Annotated in this window: 15 protein-coding genes; 5 read left to right on the top strand and 10 right to left on the bottom strand. The window is 68.5% G+C overall.

From position 1 onward, the window contains the following. Position 1: 1 nt before the first annotated feature. The 5 genes from IU449_RS00710 to IU449_RS00690 form a co-directional block, all read right to left on the bottom strand. Entirely contained in the window at positions 2–322 is a 321-nt protein-coding gene (locus tag IU449_RS00710; RefSeq protein ID WP_195000042.1) for a 2Fe-2S iron-sulfur cluster-binding protein, read from the bottom strand. Positions 323–330: 8 nt separating this feature from the next. After that, positions 331–1560 (bottom strand): cytochrome P450, encoded by a 1230-nt coding sequence (locus IU449_RS00705; protein WP_195000041.1) that lies wholly within the window; start codon positions 1558–1560, stop codon positions 331–333. A gap of 35 nt (positions 1561–1595) precedes the next feature. After that, positions 1596–2501, bottom strand: a complete 906-nt coding sequence (locus tag IU449_RS00700) for an SDR family NAD(P)-dependent oxidoreductase (RefSeq protein WP_195000040.1) — start codon at positions 2499–2501, stop codon at positions 1596–1598. 35 nt (positions 2502–2536) lie between these two features. Further along, positions 2537–3484 carry an SMP-30/gluconolactonase/LRE family protein gene (locus IU449_RS00695; RefSeq protein WP_195000039.1) on the bottom strand — a complete coding sequence of 316 codons (948 nt, stop codon included), beginning with the start codon at positions 3482–3484 and terminating at the stop codon, positions 2537–2539. Positions 3485–3701: 217 nt separating this feature from the next. Then, on the bottom strand, positions 3702–5177 hold the full coding sequence (locus IU449_RS00690) for an FAD-binding protein (RefSeq protein ID WP_195000038.1): 1476 nt from the start codon (positions 5175–5177) through the stop codon (positions 3702–3704). Positions 5178–5315: 138 nt separating this feature from the next. On the opposite strand from IU449_RS00690, the gene IU449_RS00685 reads away from it, so the two are divergent. Further along, on the top strand, positions 5316–5687 hold the full coding sequence (locus IU449_RS00685; protein WP_195000037.1) for a nuclear transport factor 2 family protein: 372 nt from the start codon (positions 5316–5318) through the stop codon (positions 5685–5687). A 30-nt stretch (positions 5688–5717) separates the two neighbouring features. Here IU449_RS00685 and IU449_RS00680 read toward each other — a convergent pair whose 3' ends face one another. Further along, the gene (locus IU449_RS00680; RefSeq protein ID WP_195000036.1) at positions 5718–6509 is read right to left on the bottom strand and encodes an SDR family NAD(P)-dependent oxidoreductase; all 792 of its coding nucleotides are present in this window, start codon (positions 6507–6509) and stop codon (positions 5718–5720) included. Positions 6510–6899: 390 nt separating this feature from the next. Between IU449_RS00680 and IU449_RS00675 the strand changes: the two genes are divergently transcribed. After that, positions 6900–8390, top strand: a complete 1491-nt coding sequence (locus IU449_RS00675) for an MFS transporter (RefSeq protein WP_195000035.1) — start codon at positions 6900–6902, stop codon at positions 8388–8390. A gap of 73 nt (positions 8391–8463) precedes the next feature. On the opposite strand, the gene IU449_RS00670 is transcribed toward IU449_RS00675, so the two are convergent. Further along, positions 8464–8892, bottom strand: coding sequence for a hypothetical protein (locus IU449_RS00670; RefSeq protein WP_195000034.1), 429 nt, complete (start codon positions 8890–8892; stop codon positions 8464–8466). Positions 8893–8928: 36 nt separating this feature from the next. Continuing rightward, a complete protein-coding gene (locus IU449_RS00665) occupies positions 8929–9702 on the bottom strand; it encodes a hypothetical protein (RefSeq protein ID WP_324188027.1) in 774 nt (257 codons plus the stop codon). A 354-nt stretch (positions 9703–10056) separates the two neighbouring features. Between IU449_RS00665 and IU449_RS00660 the strand changes: the two genes are divergently transcribed. Then, positions 10057–10332, top strand: a complete 276-nt coding sequence (locus IU449_RS00660; protein ID WP_195000033.1) for a hypothetical protein — start codon at positions 10057–10059, stop codon at positions 10330–10332. 72 nt (positions 10333–10404) lie between these two features. Here IU449_RS00660 and hrpB read toward each other — a convergent pair whose 3' ends face one another. Continuing rightward, positions 10405–12855, bottom strand: coding sequence for an ATP-dependent helicase HrpB (gene hrpB / locus IU449_RS00655; RefSeq protein ID WP_195000032.1), 2451 nt, complete (start codon positions 12853–12855; stop codon positions 10405–10407). A 69-nt stretch (positions 12856–12924) separates the two neighbouring features. Here hrpB and IU449_RS00650 point away from each other — a divergent pair, with 69 nt between their 5' ends. Beyond that, positions 12925–13839 carry a D-alanyl-D-alanine carboxypeptidase family protein gene (locus IU449_RS00650; RefSeq protein WP_195000031.1) on the top strand — a complete coding sequence of 305 codons (915 nt, stop codon included), beginning with the start codon at positions 12925–12927 and terminating at the stop codon, positions 13837–13839. 523 nt (positions 13840–14362) lie between these two features. Here the strand turns inward: IU449_RS00650 and IU449_RS00645 are convergent. Continuing rightward, positions 14363–14551 carry a hypothetical protein gene (locus tag IU449_RS00645; RefSeq protein WP_195000030.1) on the bottom strand — a complete coding sequence of 63 codons (189 nt, stop codon included), beginning with the start codon at positions 14549–14551 and terminating at the stop codon, positions 14363–14365. A gap of 36 nt (positions 14552–14587) precedes the next feature. Between IU449_RS00645 and IU449_RS00640 the strand changes: the two genes are divergently transcribed. Continuing rightward, entirely contained in the window at positions 14588–15469 is an 882-nt protein-coding gene (locus tag IU449_RS00640; protein WP_195000029.1) for a hypothetical protein, read from the top strand. Positions 15470–15869: the final 400 nt, after the last annotated feature.

The following is a 15869-nucleotide window of genomic DNA, read 5'->3' as shown; positions in this document are numbered from 1 at the left end:
CTCAGACCTGCTCGTCGGGGATGGTGACGTGCAGGTCGGTCCCGTCCGACAGGGTGAGTTGGCAGGACAGGCGTGAGTTGTCCTCCCTGTCCGACGCGGTGCAGTCCAGCATGTCGTCCTCGTCCTCGCTGGGCTCCGGGAAGAGTGCCAGCTCTTTGTGGTCGAGGTAGACGTGACAGGTCGCGCACGACAGCGTGCCACCGCACTGGCCCACGATGCCGTTCACGCCGTTCTTCACAGCGGTCGACATGACCGAATCACCGACGGCGCCGTCGACGACCTTCACCACACCATCTGGCTGGGTGTAGAACACTTTCGGCATCGCTGCTCCTACCAACCGACCGGCAGATCGACGATCGGCTGGGTGAGGTTGTCCATGTCCACGACGGCTTCCCCGTCGAGCTTCAGCCCCGGCAGCCGCTTGAACAGCTCGGCCAGGCCCACCTGCATCTCCATGCGGGCCAGCGGCGCGCCCAGGCAGTGGTGCAGGCCGTAGCTCAAGGTGAGGTGCGGATTGTTGCTGCGCCGGATGTCGAAGACCTCGTCGTGCTCCACGGCCACTCCGTCGTGGTTGACCGCGGCGGGGTCGACGAGCACGGCCTCGCCGCGGGCGACCAGCCGGCCGTCCAGTTCCACGTCCTCGGTGGCCACGAAGGGAACGAGCCCGCCGCCGCCGGCGATCTTGTCCCCCAACGCCATTCGCCCGTGCCGCAGAATCTCCTCCACCGCGGTCGGCGCCAGCGCGTCCGGGTCCTGCAGGAAGAGCTCGAGCTGATCGGGATTGCGCAGCAGCGAGAGCACACCGGCGCAGAGGAAGTTCGCGGTGTTGTCGAATCCGCCGATGATCAGCACCAGCGCGATCGGGAGGATCTCGCCGTCGGTGAGGCTGTCGTCCTTGTCGCGGGCATTGGCCAGGTCGCTGAGCAGGTCCTCGCGCGGGTTCTTCCGCCGCTCCTCGATGAGGGCCATCATGTACACGACCAACTCGGTCATGTTCGCGACGACTTCTTCCTCGGGCATGTTGGCCACCGCCAGTGTGGAAGAGCTCCACTTCTGGAACTTGGGCCGGTCCTGCGGCGGCACGCCGAGCAGGTTGGCCAGCATCTGGATCGGCAGCGCGACCGCGTAGTCGTGCACCAGGTTCGTCGGCGCACCCTTGGCGATCATCTCGTCGATCAGATGATTGGCGAACTCCACCGCCGAATCGCGCATCGCCTTGACCCGCTTCGGCGAGATCGAGCGCTGCACCAGCTTGCGCAACTTCGTGTGATGCGGCGGATCCTCGAACTGCAGCGTGCTCTTCAGGAAGTCCGGGAACTCGACGAAGTAGGGGACCACCCGCTCGCCGGTGCGGAACGGCTCGCGGACGAATCGGCCGTCGCTCAGCATCTCTCGCGCCGCCGCGTTGCGGTGGATGACCCAGACGTCCCCGCCGAAGGGCATCGTCATCTTCGTCATCGGCCGCTCGGCGGCGATCGCGCGGTAGCGGGCCACCGCGTCGGCCGGGGGCACCGGCGCGAACGGGTAGTCGGTGGGGACGGCCGTCTCGGTTGTGCTCATGGACAGACTCCAGTCGTGACTGTTCGACAATGAATTCAGGAGACCGGCATCTGGGCCGGAGCGACCAGCTGTGGGAGGGCCTCGGGGGTGATCGCCATGATCTGCTCGAACTGTTCGGCGACGGTCTCGACGGTCAGGCCGGGATCGTGGATGCCGACGGTGTTGACCAGCGCCAGCCGGTTGACGATGCCGCCCGCCACGTTGAACACCTCACCGGTGACCTCGCAGGAAGGATGCAGCAGATAGGCCGCCACCGGGGCGACGTGCTCGGGCAGCAGCGCCGTGCGCATGTACTCCATGATCTCGGGCGAGAGCGTGTCGGCCGCGGCCTCGGCCATGCGGGTGCCCGCGCCGGGCGCGATCGCGTTCACCTTGACCCCTGCCGCCAGACCCTCGAGGGCGAGGTTGCGGGTCAGGCCGAACACCGCGCCCTTGGAGCCGCCGTAGTGCGACATCCCCGGATTACCCAGCATCGCCTGGGAAATCGTGTTCACGACGCGCGGAGCCTGCGCCTTCAGCAGATGCGGCCACGCCGCCCGGCACACCCGAAGCGTGCCGAAGTAGTGGACGTCGAGATGACGCTGATACTCCTCGTCGGGCACTTGGTCGAACGGGGCCGCGCGGACGATGCCCGCGTTGTTCAGCACACCGGTGAGTCCGCCGAAGGCGGAGACGGCCGCGTCGACCAGGGCGCGGGCACCCTCCTCGGTCGACACATCGCCGTCGCAGGCCACAGCCTTTCCGCCCGCGGCGGTGATCTCGGCGACCACGTCGGCGGCCGGATCATCACCCTCCACGCCGGAGCCGTCGATGCTCGATCCGAGATCGCCCACCACGACGGAGGCGCCGCGCGAGGCCAGCAGCAGGGCGTGCGCCCGTCCGATGCCCCGGCCCGCGCCGGTGACGATCACGACGCGATCGCTGAAATCCATTGTTGCCATCGTCTTTTCCTCGAATTTCTGTCGTCTCGGACCGGTCAGGGGCGGGTGTCGCCGCCGCGGTGCGCCACGTCGGCCACCCAGATGCCGCCCAGCGCCTCGCGGGCCGACTTCTCGAAGTCGAAGACCTCGAACCCGACGGTCATGTAGAGGGTGCTGCGGTCCGGGCCGCCGAGCATGCAGGCCGAGGCGATGCCGTTCTCCAGCGGCAACGCCACGGCATCGGTGATGCCCTGTTCGGTGAAGCGCGCGACGTAGCCGCCGCCGGGCATCGCCGCCCAGACGCCGCCGTCGGCGTCGAGGCCGATGCCGTCGGGCATGAAGGGGCAGGTGGCGAATTCGCGGGGGTTCGACAGGGTGCCGTCGGGAGCGCGGTCGATCACGGTGATCTTGAAGGCCATGACCTCGGCGGTGTAGACCTTGGTCCCGTCGGCGCTGATCGCGATCCCGTTGGCGCACATCAGTGGACCGACCTTCTCCGGGGTACCGACGGCGCCGTCCGGCTCGACCACGATCAGCGGCGACGGGATCGGCTCCTCGCCCTTGAACAGGTCGAAGCCGAGCTGGGTGATGTAGGCGCGGCCGTCGGCGTCGACCACCATGTCGTTGGCGGCGGCCGAACAGTACTGCGAGATGTCCGCGTACACCGACAGGTCGTCGGGCGCGCCGCCACCGTGCACGAGGACCAGCTTCTCGTGCATGGACACCACGATCAGGCGGCCGTCGGGCAGCCAGCCGAACCCACCGAGCACGATCGGGACATCGGTGTCCGCGCCACGGCCGGTCGCGTCGACGACGACGGCGGCGTTGCCGTCCGCGTCGAGCTTCTTCAGGGTTCCGGTGTACATGTCCGAGAACCAGAAGGCGCCCTCGTGCCACCGCGGGCACTCCGGCCAGGAGTAGCCGCTCGAGACCTTGCGGGCCTCGAAAGTCGTGGCGCCGGCGGCGGTGACGGCGGCAGCGACGGTGTCGACGGGATTGGTCATGGTGTGGACCTTCCGGGAAACGGTGACCGATGTCGCCCGGCTCCGCTTGCCGCGGAGGCGGGTTCGCGTGGGGCGAATACTCACGCGTGAACTGGGTCACAGGGACTTGGCATGTGAGGACGATAGGGCCCGGCTCACTCGCCGGACGGTGCTCTCCCATTCAGCGGGAGCCCCCGCCGGGGTGGGCCGGTTGCCCGCCCGGCAGGTGGAACGCATTTCACTGTGTCTCGGCAGAGGTTCGGGTTCGCACGCCCGCGTGTCGCCCGGCCCGACGGCCGAAGTAGGAGCCGGAGCCGAGTTGAGTCCCGCTGGCGTATCCCTTGCCGTCCTGGGCCAGGCTCGGTGCGCACGCCCCGGCCGCGTAGAGCCCGGCCACGACCGACCCGTCGGCGCGGATCACCTGACCGTCGACGGTGGTGCGCAGTCCCCCCAGCGTGAACCCGGCATAGGACGCCGCGCCCAGCGAGAGGTCGAACGCCGCCCACGGCCCCCGGTCCTGCGGCTCCAGATACTGCGGCTGCTTGCGGAAGTCCGGGTCCAGCCTGTCCGCCGCGTGCGCGTTGTACCGTGCCAGCGTCTCCTGCAGGCTGCCGGGCGGCATGGCCAGCGCTTCCTCCATCTCGGTCACGGTCTCCCAGCCGTCGATGAACGGCACCAGCTGGAAGTCGCGCTTCTCCAGGTGTGCCTCGTCCAGGATCAGGTAGGCGCGCGCGCCGGGCTGCTCGAGCACGAATCCCGCGGTGCGAGCGTGGTAGGAATCCTCGGCGACGAACCGCCGCCCGAGCGCGTTGACCACGATTCCGGTCAGGTGCCGCGACGGCGGATAGATCGGTGCGGTGACGAAGCACTGATCCATGTGCTCGACCTCCCCGCCCGCCGACATGCCGAGCCGGATGCCGAGCCCGTCGTCGTAGCTCGAGCCCAGCGTGTAGGGCTTCTCGGCCAGCGCGGGCACGAACGTCCGCACCATCTCCGGATTCATCACGAAACCGCCCGCCGCGACGACGACCGCGCCCGCGCGGATCGCGCCCTGCTCCGGTGGCCGCTTCCAGCGGACCCCCACCACAACGCCGGTCTCGTCGCACACCAACTGCGTGGCGCCGGTCTCATACCGGATCTCGGCACCGAGCCGGTCGAGCCGCTGCACGAGCAGGTTCGTGACCAGCGCCGCACCGCCGGTGTCACCGGCGACCGGGACCTTGTGTCCGCGCGGTGCGGGCACCGCCAGCTCCCGGAACGGCCAGACGTTCTCGTTGCCGGTGAACATCAGGCCCTCGGTGCCCGGCTGGATCACCGCCTTCTCCGGATAGAAGCTGCGCTCGAACTCGAAACCCAGCCCTTCCAGCCAGTGGAAGTGCTCGACGCTGTCGGCGCAGTAGTCCCGGATCTTCTCCGCATCGGGGTGCGGCGACACCGCGGTCAGATACTTCGCCATCTCTTCGGCCGAGTCGGTGTGCCCGGTGGCGGTCTGTACCGGGGTGCCGCCACCGAGATAGAAGTGCCCGCCCGCCATCGCCGACGTGCCGCCCGCCACCGCCGCGCGCTCCAGGACCAGCACCCGCGCGCCCTGCGCCGCCGCCTCCGCCGCGGCGCAGCACCCGGCGATGCCCGCGCCGATCACGACCACGTCGACCTCGTCCGACCAGTCGGTCACCGCATCGGCCGCCACCACATCAGGAATATCCGCTGTCATGCGAACACGGTGATCTGGCACACACCGATGCGGCCAGGCCGCATCCCGCACAACGGAACGAAGCGCGCTCTGCGGGGTAGCCGTCTGCTTCCCTAGGCTGGTGCGACGGCGACGCGCGCCGTCGAGAAAGGAACTGCGATGCCCTCCGTCGAGCAGATCACCTCCACTGTCACCGAATACGCTCACCGCGTCAGCACCGGCACCGCCGCGGAGATCGCCGCGCTCTACGCCGAGGACGCCACCCTCGAGGACCCGGTCGGCACCGAGGTACGCGTGGGCCGCGACGCCATCGCTGCCTTCTACAGCGGCCTCGACGGCGTGGACACCACGATGGAACTGCTGACGCTGCGGGTCTCCGGCGACACGGCGGCCTTCCACTTCCGGGTCACCTCGACGTTGCCGAGCGGCCCGATCACCGTGGAGCCGATCGACGTCATGACCTTCGACGAGCAGGGACGGATCACCAGCATGCGCGCCATCTGGAACAGGACGGACATGGTCACCGGCTGACCCTCGTCCGGGTGACCGCGACGCCACCGGTCAGAGCACGCTCTTCATCTGTTTCGCGATCATGCGTGTCGCCCAGCGCGGGGCGAGCCGGACGAGCTTGTCGAGCGCGGTGGCGTCCTGCCCGACGAGCACCCGGAACTTCCCCTTCTCCACCCCCTCGACGATGAGTTCCGCGGTGCGCTCGGGGGTGGTGGCCCGCACCTTGCGGCCTCCGGCGTCGATCATCCTCACTCCGGAGTTGCCGCTCAGGTTCGTGCTGATATTGCCCGGAAAGACCGTTGTCACAGCGACGTTCGTGTCCATCAGTTCCTGATACAGGCCCTCGCTGAACTGCTTGACCGCCCCCTTGGTCGCGCTGTAGATCGTCTGCCCCGCGAACGGGATCAGCCCGGACAGGCTGGAGACATTCACCAGCCCCGCTTCGGGCCGCTGCCGCAGTTCCGGCAGGAAGGCCAGGCACATGTTCACGGTGCCCCAGAAGTTGACCCGGACGACCCGCTCGATCTCGTCGCGTTCGAGTTCAGCGACGGGAGCGAACCGGTGGATGATCCCGGCGACGTTGATCAGCCCGTCGATCTGCCCGTGCTCGGCGAGGATCGCCGCGGGCAACGCGGCGACCGTCGCCACCTCCGTCACGTCGGCGACGTGCAGCGACACCCGGTCCTGCCGCGTACCGGCGAGCGCCCGGGTCTCCTCGAGCCAGTCCTCCTTCAGGTCGATCAGCGCGACCCGCGCCCCGCGATCGAGCAGGCGCAGCGCCGTCTGCCGCCCGATGCCGTTCCCGGCGCCGGTCACGGCGACGACCTTGTCCTCCAGTTGCATCTGTTCGTCCCTTCGCTCGATCGAGCTGTTCGATGCTCGTTGCCGCATGGGCGTGCCCTGCCCGGATCGATGTCGCCGATGGCCTTTCCTGCCTGCGTCGGCTGCGCCCATGACGGGCACGACCGACGGCGCACCAGCCGGGTTCGCGCTGCACACGGTAGATCCGCACATCGGGTGCGCACGCCACCCTTCCCATCGAGCGGGACCCGCCCCGGCTCCGGTCACGCGTTCGCCCGCGCGGCTGGTCCGTGTGCGGTCGCGGCACCCGGTGCGTGACCGTCGCGATCCCGCGACTGTCCACTGAGTGGCAACCGGATCGCCACGCGGCCGGTGCGGGCCAGATGCTGTGCGCATGATCGATCGTCGGACCTCTTACTTCAGCGCGCTACGATGCTAGGCGCCGAGGCGCCGGTCCTGCGTACCGACGCGCGGCAGTACAGCGGCGGGTCGGGTGCCGGAATCGTCTGCGTACTCGCCGCATGCGGGATTCTGATGGCGTTGCAGCAGACCATGATGCTGCCGTTGCTGCCCGCTCTACCCGTCCTGTTGAACACTTCGGCAGGCACCGCGTCCTGGCTGGTGACCGCCACTCTTGTCACCGGCGCAGTCGTCACCCCGTTGATCGGGCGGCTGGCCGACATGTACGGCAAGAAGCGCCTGATCCTGGTGACGCTGGTGGTCGTGGTGGCCGCGTCGCTGCTGGGTGCCGTCGGTGAGTCGCTGATTCCGCTGGTGTTCGCCCGCGCGCTGCAAGGGTGCGGGCTGTCGCTGATCCCGGTCGCGATGGCGACCATGCGTGACGTGCTGCCAGCGCACCGCGTTCCCGGCGCGGTGGCGACCATGAGCGCGTCCCTGGCGATCGGCGCTGCCACCGGGTTGCCCCTGTCCGGAGTGATCGTCACGTTCCTGGACTGGCACTGGATCTTCTGGGTGGTGGCGCTCAGCGGTTCGGTGCTGGCGATCGCGGTCGCCACAGTCGTTCCCGCCTCCGCGCCTGCTTCCGGCACCAAGGGTGGGTTCGACTACCTGGGCGCCCTGATGCTCGCCGCCGTTGTCGCCGCGCTGCTGCTGTCCATGTCGAAGGGCAGCCAGTGGGGGTGGACCAGCGCCGAGACCCTGTCCTCGGCCGGCACGGGGATACTCCTGCTCGCCCTGTGGGTTCCGCTGCAGTTGCGCAGCGCCGCACCACTGGTGAACCTACGGGTCCACGCGCGGCCGCCGGTGCTGCTGGTCGATGCGTGCGCGCTGCTGATCGGGTTCGCCCTGTTCAGCAATATCCTGATCACCACCCAGATGCTGCAACTGCCCACCTCGACCGGCTTCGGGGCGGGCATGACCGTGTTTCGAGCCGGGTGGTGCCTGATGCCCATCGCCCTTGTCGGCATCCTCGTCGCGCCGATCGCCGGACGCGCCATAGCGCGCTTCGGCGCTCAGTGGGTGCTACTGCTAGCGGCCGCCGAACTGGCACTGGCGTTCGCCATCCGTGTTCCGCTCAGCCGCGAACCCTGGCAGCTGCTGGCCGGCGCCGTCGTTGTCGGCGCCGGTCTCTCCCTCACCATCGCCGCGATACCGACGTCGATCATGGCCATGGTGCCGATCACCGAGTCGGCATCGGCGACCACCATCGGCGCGCTACTGCAATCGGTAGGAACCTCCACCGCCAGCGCGACCATGGCAGCCACCGCGACGACCTGGACGGTGACCATCGAGGCCCACACCTATCCCGCGCTCACGGCATTCACCGCCATGTTCTGGATCTCGGCGGGCACCACACTGACCGCCGCCGCCCTGGCATCGGCGCTCGTCGTGCGCGGCCGCCGAGCGACCGGCGTCGCGTCGGCCGCCCGCACACCACCGCTGCGCCCCGTCGACAAGCGGTGAACTGTATCGCAGCCGACGCGTTGCAGAGTTCCATGTCTCCACCCCCGCCGACGTCGTCCCGTTCAACCGCACGTCAGCAGCGAACCGGCTGGTGCAGCAATGCCCAGAGCACGGTCGACAGATTCGGCAGCCACCGTCTCGTCGGGCTCGGGGCCACGACCCAGTAGAGCGACTGATCACCATTGTCCGTGCGCGGCAGCGGGATTCGAGTCGATGTCGGTAACAGCACGGCCCCCCGCCGAGCGAATTCGGCGGCGGCGACGAAGCTGTCGGACTCGGCGAGGACGACGTAGCGGGGCAGTGGGCGATGGTGGCCGACGATCGGCCCGCAGCTGTCGACGGTCGCCAGCCGCTCTCGAACGCGTTCACCGAGCGGCTGGGGAAGGCTGACACCGCAGATACCCTGAGTCATCAGCAGCGCCTCCCGCCCGTCGATATCCACCATCGGCCAACCGAAGCTACGCAGCGTTGCGATGCCGCCGCCGATCTGGTCGGAGGTCATGGGCGCAGTCCTTCGCGAAAATCGTCGATGTTCCACTCACCAGTCCTGGAAAGGCACGATGGTCCGCAGCGTGGTGCTCATCAGGCATCGCGCACCCGCCGCCGAGGCGCCGGGCAGTCGCTGGTGTGCCGCGGCCGCGATTTCACCGATCCGTTCGACAGTCGGAAGCAGGTCGCCGTCGAGATAGAGCAGCCTGATCCGCATCACGCCAGGGGCGTCGTCCGGAGAATTCCTCGGCCGCATGGTCACCGACTGGTGGTGGCTGAAGGAGAAGGTCCAGGCACCCGCGACACCGTCGAGGTCGAGTAGATCCGGGATCAGGACTCTGTCCTCCCAGGCGTGGTGCGCATGGGTAACGTCCGAACGGGCCTCGGCGTAGCGGGTCAGCGTCAAGTGCAGACCCCGGTTCGGGCGGTAGGGCAGCACATCGGCCGAGACCCGCGCGGACACGGCGGCGTAGCCCTTGATCGGACGGAAGAAACCGAGAAGCCGGCGTTGCACACCGGGGATGAGAGGACCGCGACCCCATTCGTAGGAGTCGGCGCCGAGTTCGTTCCATCGACGCACCGATTGCTCAACGGGATCGGTGAACCAGTACATCGCCACGTAGTCGGTGTCGGCGTACTCCTCGGATGCCGGTCCGGTACGCAGATCCTGCGGGCGCGCCCACCGGTCACCCCACGCGACGCCGGGCAGAGCCAGGTTCTCCGGACGGTGATCGAGCTGATGCCAGAGGTTGTAGGCACGGTGCTCCTCCGGCTTGGCGTCGGGCAGCGCGACGAAAGAGAAGAAGACCATCGGGTGACGCACGCGGCAACCTCCAGAAGAGCGGGATTCGTGCGGGCAACCCTAGGCAGGAATCACCGGTCGGCCCGGGCCGCATCTCGCTGATCGGGAAATAATGATCATCGAAGCCGATACCGTGGCAGAACGACTCTGCTCACACCATGTACTCGTCGCCGAACCAGCGTGGGAATCTCTGTGGCACGGAAATTCGCACATATCGATTTGTGGCATGGTTTGCGTTGTCCACCGAGTCGCGAATGTACCGGCCCGAATTTCGCTACTGGTTCTACGGTATTCGACGGCGTAGCATTTTACGCGCATTGCATCCGGAATATTCCCGGTGCAGCGCAACGGAAAGGATCATCGGAAGGATCAGCAGTGTTCGCAATCACCAGGCAAACGGCGGCTCGGGCCGTCCTTGCCGGCGTAATCGCAGTGGCTCCGGTGACTGTTGTGACCCCGCCGGCCCAGGCCGATGTGGTCAACACCTACACCGTCACCACTCCTGTCGACAACACCGTCACCCTCGTCGACAACGACTGGGGCATCGATAAACTCTTCCCTCCGGGCTCGGCATTCTTCCCTCCAGGCTGGGGAATTCCTCCGGGGCAGTGGAAGAAGCTGCTGCCGTTCGGCTCCTTCGGCAGCTTCTAGCCCGGCACGGAAAACGGTCACCATTCGAGAGCGCCGCGGTAATCGCCGCACAGTCCGGCAACTGGCAACTGCTCAGCCGCTCCGATCGCGGCCGGCACGACGCGCGGTGCCTCGATGGGCGGGTACGGTCGCCGGGTCCTCCGGCCATGCGTGTTTGGGATAGCGCCCGCGCAGGTCCGCGCGGACCTGAGACCAGCCCGAACGCCAGAACGATGCCAGATCCGCGGTCACCGCCACCGGGCGCTGCGCCGGGGAGAGCAGATGCAGCACGACCGGGACGCGGCCGTCACCCAGCCGCGGCGCCTCCGCCCAACCGAAGACCTCCTGCACCTTCACCGCCAGCACCGGCGGATCGGCCGAATAGTCCAGGAGTGGGCGGCTGCCAGAGGGGACCTCGAGACGTTCGGGCGCCAGTTCGTCCAGCCGGGCGGCCTCGGGCCAGGGCAGGAGACGGCGCAGCGCCTGCCCGGCATCGATACGTTCGAGATCGGCGCGGCGACGGGCGGTGGCCAATTCCGGACCGAGCCAGACCTCGGCGACAGCCAGCAACGACTCGTCGTCGACGGGCGGCCAGGGGGCCCCGAGCGTTCGATGCAGGAAATCGAGGCGTTGCCGTAGCGCGATGGCCCCCGGACTCCAGGACAGCAGGCCGAGACCGGAAGTACGCAGCCCGCGCAGAACCGCCACGCCGAGCATCCGGCGATCCGGATCGGGCAGCGGTTTCCGGGACAGGACAATCGCACCCAGTCGTTCCACCCGCCGGGCCACCACATCACCGTCGACCCAATCGATTTCCTCGACACTGCTCAGCAGGCTCGAGGCCGCGCGCCGAGCCAGCGGCTCGTCGGCCACCGCGGCCAACCGCACCACCCCCTCCGACCGCCCCGGATCCCGGGTCGCGACACCGACGGCCAACCACTCCGCGTCACCGACGCCGGCGCCGGGCGGTACGGTCACCGCGGTGCCGCCCGCCATGAGATAGCTCGCAGACCCCGGAGCCCGCCGCCGTGCCAGCCGCTCCGGATACGCCAGCGCGACCACATACGCCGGATCGTCTTTCCCGTCCGGTCCTTCGACCACCCGGCCCAGCCGATCGACCTCACGCCGCCAGCGCGCGGGACGCTCCCGCCGCAACACCCGCAGCCCGGCAACGAGATCGACACCGGAGACATAGCTGTCGTCGTCGAGAACAGTCACCACCTCCGCGGCCGCCCGCGCGCCCACCACCTCCGCCCCGTCGAGCAGGGCGCGCGCCAACCGAGGATGCAGCCCGATCCGCGCGATCCGCCGACCTCGATCGGTCACCGCCCCGGCACTGTCGACCGCGCCCAGAGCGCGCAACACCTCCCGCCCGGCGTTCAGCCCGCCCGGCGGCGGCGCATCCCACCAGCTCAGGCCGTGGCCGTCGACGGTGCCCCAACAGGCCAGCTCCAAGGTCAATCGGGTGAGATCCGCCGTCCGGATCTCCGGCTCCGGATAGGCGGGCAGCGTCGCATGCTCGTACTCCGGCCAGCACCGCCACACCCAGCCCGGCCCTTCTCGCCCGGCCCGCCCGGCCCGCTGTTCGGCCACCGCCGCCGACACCCGGACCGTCGCGAGGCCGGACAGTCCACGGGCCCGATCGATTCGCGGCACCCGGGCCAGCCCGGAATCCACCACCGCCCGCACCCCCGGCACCGTCAGACTCGACTCCGCCACCGCCGTGGACAACACCACCCGCTGCCGACTTCCCGGCCGTAATGCCGCATCCTGCCCGACCGCGGACAAACGTCCGTGCAGCGCAACGACATCCACGCCGGGCAGGTCGGCCAGCAGTGCCTCGGTGCGGCGGATCTCGGCTGCCCCGGGCAGGAAGACCAGCACGTCGCCCTCGGCGTCGGCGAGCGCGATCCGGGTGACGCGCGCGACCTGCGCCTCGATCCGCTCCCGTGGCAACGGAGCGACATAGGCCGTCCGAACGGGATGGGTCCGACCGTGCGCCTGCAGCACCGGCGCCGGACGATCTCCGCCCAGCAACACCGAAAGACGTTCTGACGCAACGGTTGCAGAGGTGGCCAGCACTCGCAGATCCGGACGCAAGCCGGCCCTGGCATCCAACAGCAATGCCAACAGCAGATCCGCGTCCAGATGCCGCTCATGGCATTCGTCGAGCAGCACGACGTCAACCCCCGCCAGTTCGGGGTCATCCTGCAACCGTCGCACCAGCAACCCGGAGGTCACGACCTCGATCCGAGTTCCCCGCCCCACCCGGCGATCCCCCCGCACCGAATAGCCGACGGTTTCTCCCACCTGCTCCCCCAGCAGCGCCGCCATCCGCCCGGCCGCCGCCCGGGCCGCCAACCGTCGTGGCTCGGCCACCACCACCCGCCCCGCGACAGCCGCGGACAGCGCCAACGGCACCAGGGTCGTCTTCCCGGTTCCCGGCGGAGCGACCAGCACAGCCGTCCCGTGCTCGGCCACGGTCGCGACCACACGGTCGAGAACGCCACGGATCGGCAGATCGGGAAGTTCGGGCAGGTCCATAACCGACCAGTCTGAAGCCTCGACTCGCAAATGCCACAGTTCCGGCAGAGCGGGCGACAGAATGTGGCGATGCGAACTCCCACTCGTGTACTGCCGGCGGTGCTCGCCGGAATACTCGTCGTCTTCGCCCCCACCGTCGCGGCAGCCCCGGTCCCGGGCAGTTCGCAACCGCAACATCCCTTCCCACTGGCCATGCAACCCGACGGTGTGCAGGCCGCGTCGGCGGTACTGGCCGAGGCCAACACCGGACTGCTCCTCTGGTCACGCCAACCCCACGACCGCGTCCCGATCGCCAGTATCACCAAGGTCATGACGGCGATCGTCGTGCTCGAATCCGGCGATCTCGACCGCCCGGTCACGGTGTCGCAGACTGCTCTCGACTACGCCGAAGCCGAGGGCGGGAGCACCGCGGACCTCGCCCCCGGCGAAGTCCTCACCGCCCGCCAGCTGCTGTACGCGATGCTGCTGCCCTCCGGCTGCGATGCCGCCTACGCGCTGGCCGAGGCCTACGGTCCCGGCCAGGATGCCTTCCTCACGAAAATGAACGCCACCGCGCGAAGACTCGGCATGACCGACACCCACTTCGCCGACCCCAGCGGCCTGCCCGTCCCCGACGACTACTCCACCTACTCCACCGCCGCGGACCTGGTGCGCCTCGGCCGCCACGCCATGTCGAACCCCGTCTTCCGCCAGATCGTCGGATCACCGGTCCACCATCAGCCCGCCGGCCCCGCGAACGGCCCCCACGTCTGGGAGAACACCAACGACCTGCTCGGCAGGTATCCGGGCATCGCCGGAATCAAGACCGGCAACACCGACGCCGCCGGAACCTGCCTGCTGTTCGAAGCCTCCCGGGGCGGGCAGCGGCTGATCGGGGTGGTCCTCAACAGCTCACCTCACGACATGGCCGCCGCGACCGCCGATGCCGAACGCCTCATGAACTGGGGTTTCATCCCGATCCTCAGTACCCTGCCGATCGGCTGAGCCGACGGGCCGGGTCCGGTGAACGGGCTGTCCCGGGGCGTCATATCGTGGGGTGGGAGGCAAACATCCCGTGCATTCAGCTGTGCAGGATGCGCGGCGCGAGGTCGAGATCCTCCGGCGCAGACGCCGCGGGCAAGGGTCACCTCGAGTGCGCCCTCGGCCCAGCCGACAGTCAGACATCGGGTGGAGATCCCCTCCCGGTAACGAGTAGACGGCTACTCGCGACGAGACAGCAACTGTGCGCGATGGTGGAGCGCGGCGAGAACCTTCTGACCGATAGCGCTCCGCCGGCTTCGAGAGGGCTCGCCCGCCACACGAAGACGCCGTCCGTTGAAAGCCGACCGATGAACCCGAGACCACAACCCCTTCCCCACCACACCCGAGCGCGTCATCTCGTTCCAGCCCGTCCCACAGCAGCGATCCGCATCGGTTGCCACATCGCGATGACTGCCGCGCTCGCTCTCTTCGCCGGTGCGTGCGCCGACGAAGACGACACCGTGCGCGACACCACCATCGAGCCCGGTCAGGCCACGATAGCCACCATTACGGTCGAGGCACCGCCGATCACGATGAATCCAGCCGACACCGTTGCCCCGAACATCCTTCCGCCGACCGCTTCACCGATCTCCCGCTCGACATCCACATCGAGTACTGTCGGCCCTCCGAGCATGACGACGGTGGCTCCGACGGACGAGCCGACGATCGCGCCCACCGAGGTACCTTCCGAACCTGCGGCCGACCCGAACCCATGAGCACCGCGAGCCCGGCCCAGCGATTGTCCTTGCTTCCGGTCATCGGCGCGCTCGCTTCCCAGGCAGCGTTCGTCACCGCTGTGCTCTACTACTTCGGTTGGGCCTACAGCCGTGCCTTCTACGGACATTTCGGGGTCGAGGCCCACGCACTCGGGTATGCCACCGCCGACTACGTCCTGTTCAGCGTGAACGCGATGTTCCAGCCGCTGATCGCGACGCTCGTCACGATCCTGGCAGTTCTGGCGGTCCGCAGGATTCCGGCTCAGCATGCGATGAGCAGTGGCCGGCCACGCACCATTCTGCGTCGGTGGGTGGGGTGTCTCATCGTCGCGGGCATCCTGCTGGTCGCGACCGTCGCGGTCCTGATCTACGTGCCGACGACACTGGCCGCGACGCTCGACGTGGTCGCACCACTCCTGTTGATGACCGCAGCCGCCTCCTTGGGATGTGCCCACTGGCTGCGCTGGCGCTACCCGTCGATTCTCGGCACCAAGCGCCCGCCCCGCACGGTGATGCAGATCCGTGTCCTGGCGCTCATCGCGATCACCGCGATCGGCTACCTCTGGGCTGTCGCCGATTTCGCCGAACGGCGAGGCACCACTGAAGCCATACGCCAGGAGCGGGCTTCCTTCGTGGACAGACCCGCCGTCGTCGTGTTCAGCGTCGACAGACTCGCCGTGGAAGGAAGCGGCACCTCCAGGGGCGAGATCACCGCTCTCGGCGAGAAGTATCGGTACGCCTACAGCGGATTGTGGCTTCTCGCACGCACCGATGACTACTACTACCTCCTACCCCAGCAGTGGAAGGCCGGCCGCGATCGAGTCGTTGTCGTTTCGCAGGATGACACCATTCGCATCGACATCGCCCGCAATCCCTGAGATCGAGCACATCCACAGTTGCCCCGGGTGCAAGCCGTCCCCGCGCACCCGCCCCACCGCCTGTGCCGAACCGACGCTGGCCGCTGTCGAAACTCCAGCAGGACGGACCGGGTCGAGTCCTGCCAGGTGATCTCGTTGATGGTGGTGTCACCGCGCCGGCGGAAGTCGGTGTCGCGGCAGGTGGGCGAGTACGCACGGAACTCTGTCATCGATCGACGCGTCCGGCGCCGGGTTCAGCACACCGGCTCCGAGCCGATGGGCAGGCCCCTCACGACGCCGAACGGTCGCACGAACCTCCGGAAGAATGTTTTTGTCAGCTAGTGACGGAACCCTGTGACCTATGGCATGCTTGTCGACGGAAGCGGCCTCGACCACTGCTTCCTCAGCGGCTCGACGTCCG

The organism is Nocardia higoensis (assembly GCF_015477835.1).
Taxonomy (GTDB): domain Bacteria; phylum Actinomycetota; class Actinomycetes; order Mycobacteriales; family Mycobacteriaceae; genus Nocardia; species Nocardia higoensis_A.
This window is presented reverse-complemented; position numbering and strand designations above follow the sequence as displayed.